This is a genomic window from Pseudomonas sp. SDO5532_S415 (genome assembly GCF_054071155.1).
This window is the reverse complement of the sequence record NZ_JBSVWS010000243.1, coordinates 1-6,753: the sequence shown is the minus strand read 5'-3', so window position 1 is coordinate 6,753 and position 6,753 is coordinate 1. Positions and strand designations below refer to the sequence as shown.

Genomic DNA, 6,753 nt, shown 5'->3' with positions numbered 1-6,753 from the left:
TCAGCGAACACAGTCTTTATGCCTGGCGTAGATCCACTGTGGGAGCGAGCCTGCTCGCGAATGCCGCACCACGGTTTCAAATGCTGAAAACCGCTCGAAAGTTAATCCCTTCTTAACCCGCCTATCGTCTATTCCCCCCGACATCCTCCATTACGCACCAGGCTCTCCAAGAGCAAACTCAGCGTGTAGACTGGCGGCAATCGATATTTTTAAGGGAAACGCGATGAGCGAGGAAACAATGCGGTTGGGGCGTGAACGGCGCTATCTGGTATTGCTGGGCATCATCTGCCTGGCGCTGATCGGCGGTGCGCTTTACATGCAAATCGTGCTGGGCGAGGCGCCTTGCCCGCTGTGTATCCTGCAACGTTATGCCTTGCTGTTGATCGCGATCTTCGCCTTTGTCGGTGCGGCCATGCACAGTCGTCGCAGCATCACGGTGTTTGAAACCCTGGTGGTGATCTGCGCGCTGGCAGGTGTCGGTGTAGCAGGGCATCACGTCTACACGCAGTTCTATCCGGCCGTGAGTTGCGGCGTCGATGTGCTGCAGCCGATTGTCGATGGCTTGCCGCTGGCGAAGATCTTCCCGCTGGGCTTCCAGGTCGACGGCTTCTGCTCTACGCCATACCCGCCGATCCTCGGTTTGTCGCTGGCGCAGTGGGCGTTGGTCGCCTTCGTGCTGGTGGTGGTGCTGGTTCCGCTGCTCACCGTGCGTAACCGCAAAGCACTGCGCTGAGGTCATCGGCGACAACGCCGGCGCGAATGAAAAACGCCCCGGTCCTTGAACAGAGGACCGGGGCGTTTTTGCATTTTCAGAGGGAGGGTAAAAAGACCGTGATGTGCGGCAACGAAGGGTGCGACAAGTGTGCGACATGTTGTCACATCTTGAGTGTCGCACCGGCTTTCAAGGCGCCGGATTGGTGCTCGACCACGCAACGAAATTGGCCTGTTTTTCAAACAGTTTGTTTGGTCCTCATCAGGCTGCAGCAGGCAGTTTTAACAGGGGCTGGCGATTTGCCAGAGCCCCCGCGATATGGGGGCTTGGGCAGGATCCTGACAGGCTGTCGAGCCCACGATACTGTCTGAATTGCCGGTGGTAGACCTACTATTTTTGGTGTTTTTGTTGAGAATCAATTTCGATAACATGCGCGACTTTTACGAGTTCCGCGAAGGATTGTTGCGGCTCGGGATATAAATTATTTCGGGATGAGACATGGTTTAAAAAACGCTACATAACTACAATCGCCCGCACTGAATTCCCGGCGCTGCTCACACCCACAGGTGCTTGAGCAGGAACAGGGTGTCGAGAGGCCGGGCGGCTTCATGCGACTCCCAGGTGTCGGTGCCTCCAACTATCCGCACCAAATGGAATTGGTCTGTAACAAGGCCTTTGACCACGAATTCGAATAAGAACTCAACGCTGGCCCAGGATTTGTCGAAACGCGTCTGACGCTCGACGGGCAGCCCTTATTCAATCCAAGAAAAATGCCAACCCTTGGCAGGGTGAAGTGTTGGCGATCAAAACCCAACTGCATTGCGCAAGCTGCTTTAGAGGTCGTGAGATGAGTAAAAACAGGTACCCCAGACTACTAGGCTTATTGCCGCTGATCGGCACGTTGTTGCTGTCAGGCTGCAACATGACCTTGCTCAATCCCAAGGGCCAGGTTGGCCTGGATGAGCGAAACCTGATCATCACCGCAACGCTGCTGATGCTGTTGGTCGTGATTCCGGTCATCATCATGACCTTCCTGTTCGCCTGGAAATACCGCGCCTCCAACACCAGCGCGACCTACACGCCGAAATGGAATCACTCCACCAAGATCGAGATCGCGGTGTGGACTGTTCCGGTGCTGATCATCATTGCCCTGGGTTACATCACCTACAAGTCGACCCACGCCCTGGACCCATACAAGCCGCTGGAATCCGACGTCAAGCCTGTGACCATCGAAGTGGTCGCGCTGGACTGGAAGTGGCTGTTCATCTACCCGGAACAAGGCATTGCCACGGTCAACAAGATCGTGTTCCCGGCGCACACGCCGATCAATTTCCGGATCACTTCGGACGCTGTGATGAACTCGTTCTTCATCCCGGCCCTGGGCGGCCAGATCTACGCGATGGCGGGCATGCAGACCAAGCTGCACCTGATCGCCAACGAGAACGCTGAAATGGACGGTATCTCCGCAAACTACAGCGGTGCCGGTTTCACCGGTATGAAATTCAAAGCGACCGCAACGACCCAGGAAGAATTCGACGCCTGGGTAAGTGAAGTCAAAAAGGCACCTAAAAAGCTTGAACAGGCTGAATACGCAGCTCTTGCCAAGCAGAGCCAGAACAACCCAGTCGAGCTCTACTCCTCGGTTACGCCGAACCTGTTCCAGACCATCGTCGACAAGTACGAAGGCATGAAACCGGGTCCTAAGGTCAAGCACGAGAAGAAAGAGAAAGAAGTGGCCGCTACGGACATGAACTCGCATTCAGCTGCCGGGGCAGAGGAGTAAACGATGTTTGGTAAATTAAGTTGGGAAGCGGTCCCGTTCCACGAGCCGATCGTGATGGTCACCATCGCCATGATCGCGCTCGGCGGTGTGGCACTGTTCGCTGCAATCACCTACTTCAAGAAGTGGACCTACCTGTGGACCGAGTGGCTGACGTCGGTCGACCACAAGAAAATCGGCGTGATGTACATCATCGTCGCCATGGTCATGCTGCTGCGCGGCTTTGCCGACGCCATCATGATGCGTACCCAGTTGGCCATGGCCACCGAAGGTTCGCCTGGTTACCTGCCACCTGAACACTATGACCAGATCTTCACCGCTCACGGTGTGATCATGATCATCTTCATGGCGATGCCATTCTTCACCGGCCTGATGAACCTTGCAGTGCCGCTGCAGATCGGCGCGCGTGACGTTGCCTATCCGTTCCTGAACTCCCTGAGCTTCTGGCTGCTGGTTTCCGGCGTGGTGCTGATCAACCTGTCCCTGGGCGTCGGCGAATTCGCCAAGACCGGTTGGGTTGCCTATCCGCCGCTGTCGGGCCTGCAGTACAGTCCTGGCGTGGGGATGGACTACTACATCTGGGCGCTGCAGCTATCGGGTCTGGGGACAACGTTGACGGGGGTCAACTTCCTGGCCACCGTGCTGAAAATGCGTACCCCTGGCATGAAACTGATGGACATGCCGATCTTCACCTGGACCTGCACCTGGGCCAACGTCCTGATCGTGGCTTCGTTCCCGATCCTGACCGCTACCCTGGCGTTGCTGACGCTTGACCGTTACATGGATTTCCACATTTTCACCAATGAACTTGGTGGCAATCCGATGATGTACGTCAACCTGTTCTGGGCTTGGGGTCACCCCGAGGTTTACATCCTGATCCTGCCGGCGTTCGGTATCTTCTCCGAAGTCATCTCGACTTTCTCGGGCAAGAAACTGTTCGGCCACCACTCGATGATCTACGCATCGGGCGCGATCTCGGTCCTGGGCTTCATGGTTTGGCTGCACCACTTCTTCACCATGGGTTCGGGTGCCAGCGTCAACGCCTTCTTCGGTCTGGCGACGATGCTGATTTCCATCCCGACGGGTGTGAAACTGTTCAACTGGCTGTTCACCATCTACCAGGGCCGTCTGCGCTTCACCAGCCAGGTTCTCTGGACCCTGGGCTTCATGGTGACCTTCGCCATCGGCGGCATGACCGGCGTACTGCTGGCCATTCCGGGTGCTGACTTTGTTCTGCACAACAGCCTGTTCGTGATCGCGCACTTCCACAACGTGATCATCGGCGGCGCAGTATTCGGTTACATCGCAGGCTTCGGCTTCTACTTCCCGAAAGCGTTCGGCTTCAAGCTGCACGAAGGCTGGGGTAAAGCAGCGTTCTGGTTCTGGATCTCGGGCTTCTTCGTCGCCTTCATGCCGCTCTATGCACTGGGCTTCATGGGCATGACCCGTCGTCTGAACGCCACGACCAACCCTGAGTGGGTACCGTACCTGTACGTTGCCATGTTCGGTGCGGTGATGATCGCCGTGGGTATCGCTTGCCAGCTGATCCAGCTCTACGTGAGTGTGCGTGACCGCAAGAAGCCAGAGAACATGTGCGAACACGGCGACCCGTGGAATGCCCATACCCTGGAATGGTCGACCTCGTCGCCACCTCCGTTCTACAACTTCGCCGTGCTGCCGAAAGCCGACGTGATCGACCCGTTCACCGAAGCCAAGGAAAACGGTACCGCGTACAAGGCTCCGGCCAGGTACCAACCGATCCACATGCCGAACAACACCGCGACCGGCCTGGTCATGGGTGCTCTGTTGACCGTGTTCGGTTTCGCGATGATCTGGCACATCTGGTGGCTGGCAATCGCTAGCCTGGCCGGCACCGTGATCTATTTCGTGATCCACGCGGCCCGTGATGATCAAGGCTATATGGTGCCGGTCGACGTGATCGAGCGCATCGAAGCCGAGCAGCACAAGCGTCTGGTAGCGGCCGGGAAAGTCCCAGCCACCGCCACCCGTGTTGAAACCTCGTTGGAACAGGCTTAAACCATGTCGAACTTAGTGACCAATGCTGGACACGCCCATGGTCATGACCACGGGCACGATGACCACCACCACGACTCGGGCGAGATGACCGTATACGGTTTCTGGCTCTACCTGATGACCGACTGCATTCTGTTTGCGTCGATCTTCGCGGTGTACGCGGTACTGGTTAACAACGTAGCGGGTGGCCCGTCGGGCCACGACATCTTCGAACTGCCATACGTACTGGGCGAAACCGCTCTGCTGCTGTTCAGTTCGATCACCTACGGCTTCGCCATGCTGGCGTTGTACAAAGGCAAGAAGCAGCAGGTTCTGGGTTGGCTGTTCATGACCTTCCTGCTCGGCGCCGGCTTCATCGCCATGGAGATCAACGAGTTCCACTTGCTGATCTCCGAGGGCTTCGGTCCTAGCCGTTCCGGCTTCCTGTCGGCGTTCTTCACCCTGGTCGGTACCCACGGTCTGCACGTATCCGCAGGTCTGATCTGGATGGGCATCATGATGTACCAGGTCAACAAACATGGCCTGACGTCGACCAACAAGACCCGCCTGAGCTGCCTGAGCCTGTTCTGGCACTTCCTGGACGTGGTCTGGATCTGCGTCTTCACCGTTGTTTACCTGATGGGGACTCTGTAATGGCTAATGCACACTCCCATGACAGCCATGATGCTGGCCACGGCAGCGTAAAGTCGTACGCCATCGGCTTCATCCTGTCGGTGATCCTGACCGTCATCCCGTTCGGCCTGGTGATGTACCCGAGCCTGCCGAAGGCCACGACGCTGGCAATTATCCTGCTGTTCGCAGTGATCCAGGTGATTGTTCACCTGTATTACTTCCTGCACCTGGACCGTTCCGTGGCTCAGCGTAACAACGTGATTGCGTTCGTCTTTACGGCCATCGTGATCCTGCTGCTGGTTGGCCTGTCGATCTGGATCATGTTCAGCATCCACACGTTCATGATGGCGAAGTGAGGTAAGTCCGGATGTCCTTTAAGCACTTTATCCAAATCACCAAACCGGGGATCATTTTCGGTAACGTGCTTTCTGTGGCAGGCGGATTTTTCCTGGCCTCCAAAGGGCATGTCGATCTGGCCATCTTCCTGGCCGCCATGATCGGCACGTCCCTGGTGGTCGCCTCCGGTTGCGTGTTCAACAACTGCATCGACCGCGACATCGACCTGAAGATGGAACGCACCAAGAACCGGGTGCTGGTCCAGGGCCTCATCTCCCTGAAACTGGCCCTGGCCTATGCGACCGTCCTGGGTATCGCTGGCGTGGCGTTGCTGTACACGGTGGCCAACCCGTTGGCCGCGCTGTTCGCGGTGATCGGTTTTGTCATCTACGTCGGCTTCTACAGCCTGTACCTCAAGCGCAAGTCGGTTCACGGCACGCTCGTGGGCAGCCTGTCGGGCGCCATGCCGCCGGTGATCGGCTACGTCGCGGTGAGCAACACCTTCGACATGGCCGCGCTGACCCTGCTGGTGATGTTCAGCCTGTGGCAGATGCCGCATTCCTACGCCATCGCGATCTTCCGCTTCAACGATTACCTGGCCGCATCGATTCCGGTGCTGCCAGTGAAGCGCGGGATTCAAGTGGCCAAGAAGCACATCCTGATCTACATCCTGGCCTTCCTCGTGGCGACCTTGATGCTGACCTTCAGCGGCTACGCCGGCATGAGCTACCTCGCCGTCGCCGCGGCCATGGGCATGTACTGGCTGTACATGGCCTGGACCGGCTACAAGGCCGTGGATGACACCGTCTGGGCACGCAAGCTGTTCGTGTTCTCGATCTTCACCATTACCGCGTTGAGCGTGGCGATGTCCCTGGACTTCAAAGTGCCGACCGAGTTGCTGGTGACGTACGCGCCTTAAGCGTCGGACGCGATAAAGAAAAACCCCGCCCTTTGAGAGAAGGAGCGGGGTTTTTTGTTGGGGGATTTCTGGTGGATCGAGTTGCCGTCTTCGCGAGCAGGCTCGCTCCCACACGGGTTCGGTGTCGTCCCGGTTTTCAGTTTGGTGCTGACCTCCTGTGGGAGCGAGCCTGCTCGCGAAGGCGGTGTGTCTGGCGACATGGATGCTGGGTGTGGCGGCCCCTTCGCTAGCAGGCTCGCTCCCACATTGATTCAACGTTGCCGGCAATTTCCAGCATGGCGCTGATCCCCTGTGGGAGCGAGCCTGCTCGCGAAGGCGGTGTCTCAGGCGACATTGATGCTGGATGGGGCGGCCTCTTCG

Annotated in this window: 6 protein-coding genes; all 6 read left to right on the top strand. The window is 57.5% G+C overall.

Annotated elements, in window-relative coordinates; all coding sequences use genetic code 11:
• Positions 1-223: 223 nt before the first annotated feature.
• Complete coding sequence (locus tag ACW9HW_RS28155; protein WP_095193831.1) at positions 224-733, top strand: disulfide bond formation protein B; 510 nt, start codon at positions 224-226, stop codon at positions 731-733.
• Between the two features lie 826 nt (positions 734-1,559).
• Complete coding sequence (cyoA, locus tag ACW9HW_RS28150; RefSeq protein ID WP_095193830.1) at positions 1,560-2,495, top strand: ubiquinol oxidase subunit II; 936 nt, start codon at positions 1,560-1,562, stop codon at positions 2,493-2,495.
• 3 nt (positions 2,496-2,498) lie between these two features.
• On the top strand, positions 2,499-4,529 hold the full coding sequence (gene cyoB, locus ACW9HW_RS28145; RefSeq protein WP_095193829.1) for a cytochrome o ubiquinol oxidase subunit I: 2,031 nt from the start codon (positions 2,499-2,501) through the stop codon (positions 4,527-4,529).
• 3 nt (positions 4,530-4,532) lie between these two features.
• Positions 4,533-5,159: a cytochrome o ubiquinol oxidase subunit III gene (locus tag ACW9HW_RS28140; protein WP_095193828.1), complete on the top strand. Its 627-nt coding sequence runs from the start codon at positions 4,533-4,535 to the stop codon at positions 5,157-5,159.
• Positions 5,159-5,494, top strand: coding sequence for a cytochrome o ubiquinol oxidase subunit IV (gene cyoD, locus ACW9HW_RS28135; protein WP_095193827.1), 336 nt, complete (start codon positions 5,159-5,161; stop codon positions 5,492-5,494). Before ACW9HW_RS28140 ends, cyoD begins: the two co-directional genes overlap by 1 nt.
• Before the next feature lie 11 nt (positions 5,495-5,505).
• Entirely contained in the window at positions 5,506-6,393 is an 888-nt protein-coding gene (gene cyoE / locus ACW9HW_RS28130; protein ID WP_095193826.1) for a heme o synthase, read from the top strand.
• The last annotated feature ends 360 nt before the right edge of the window (positions 6,394-6,753 follow it).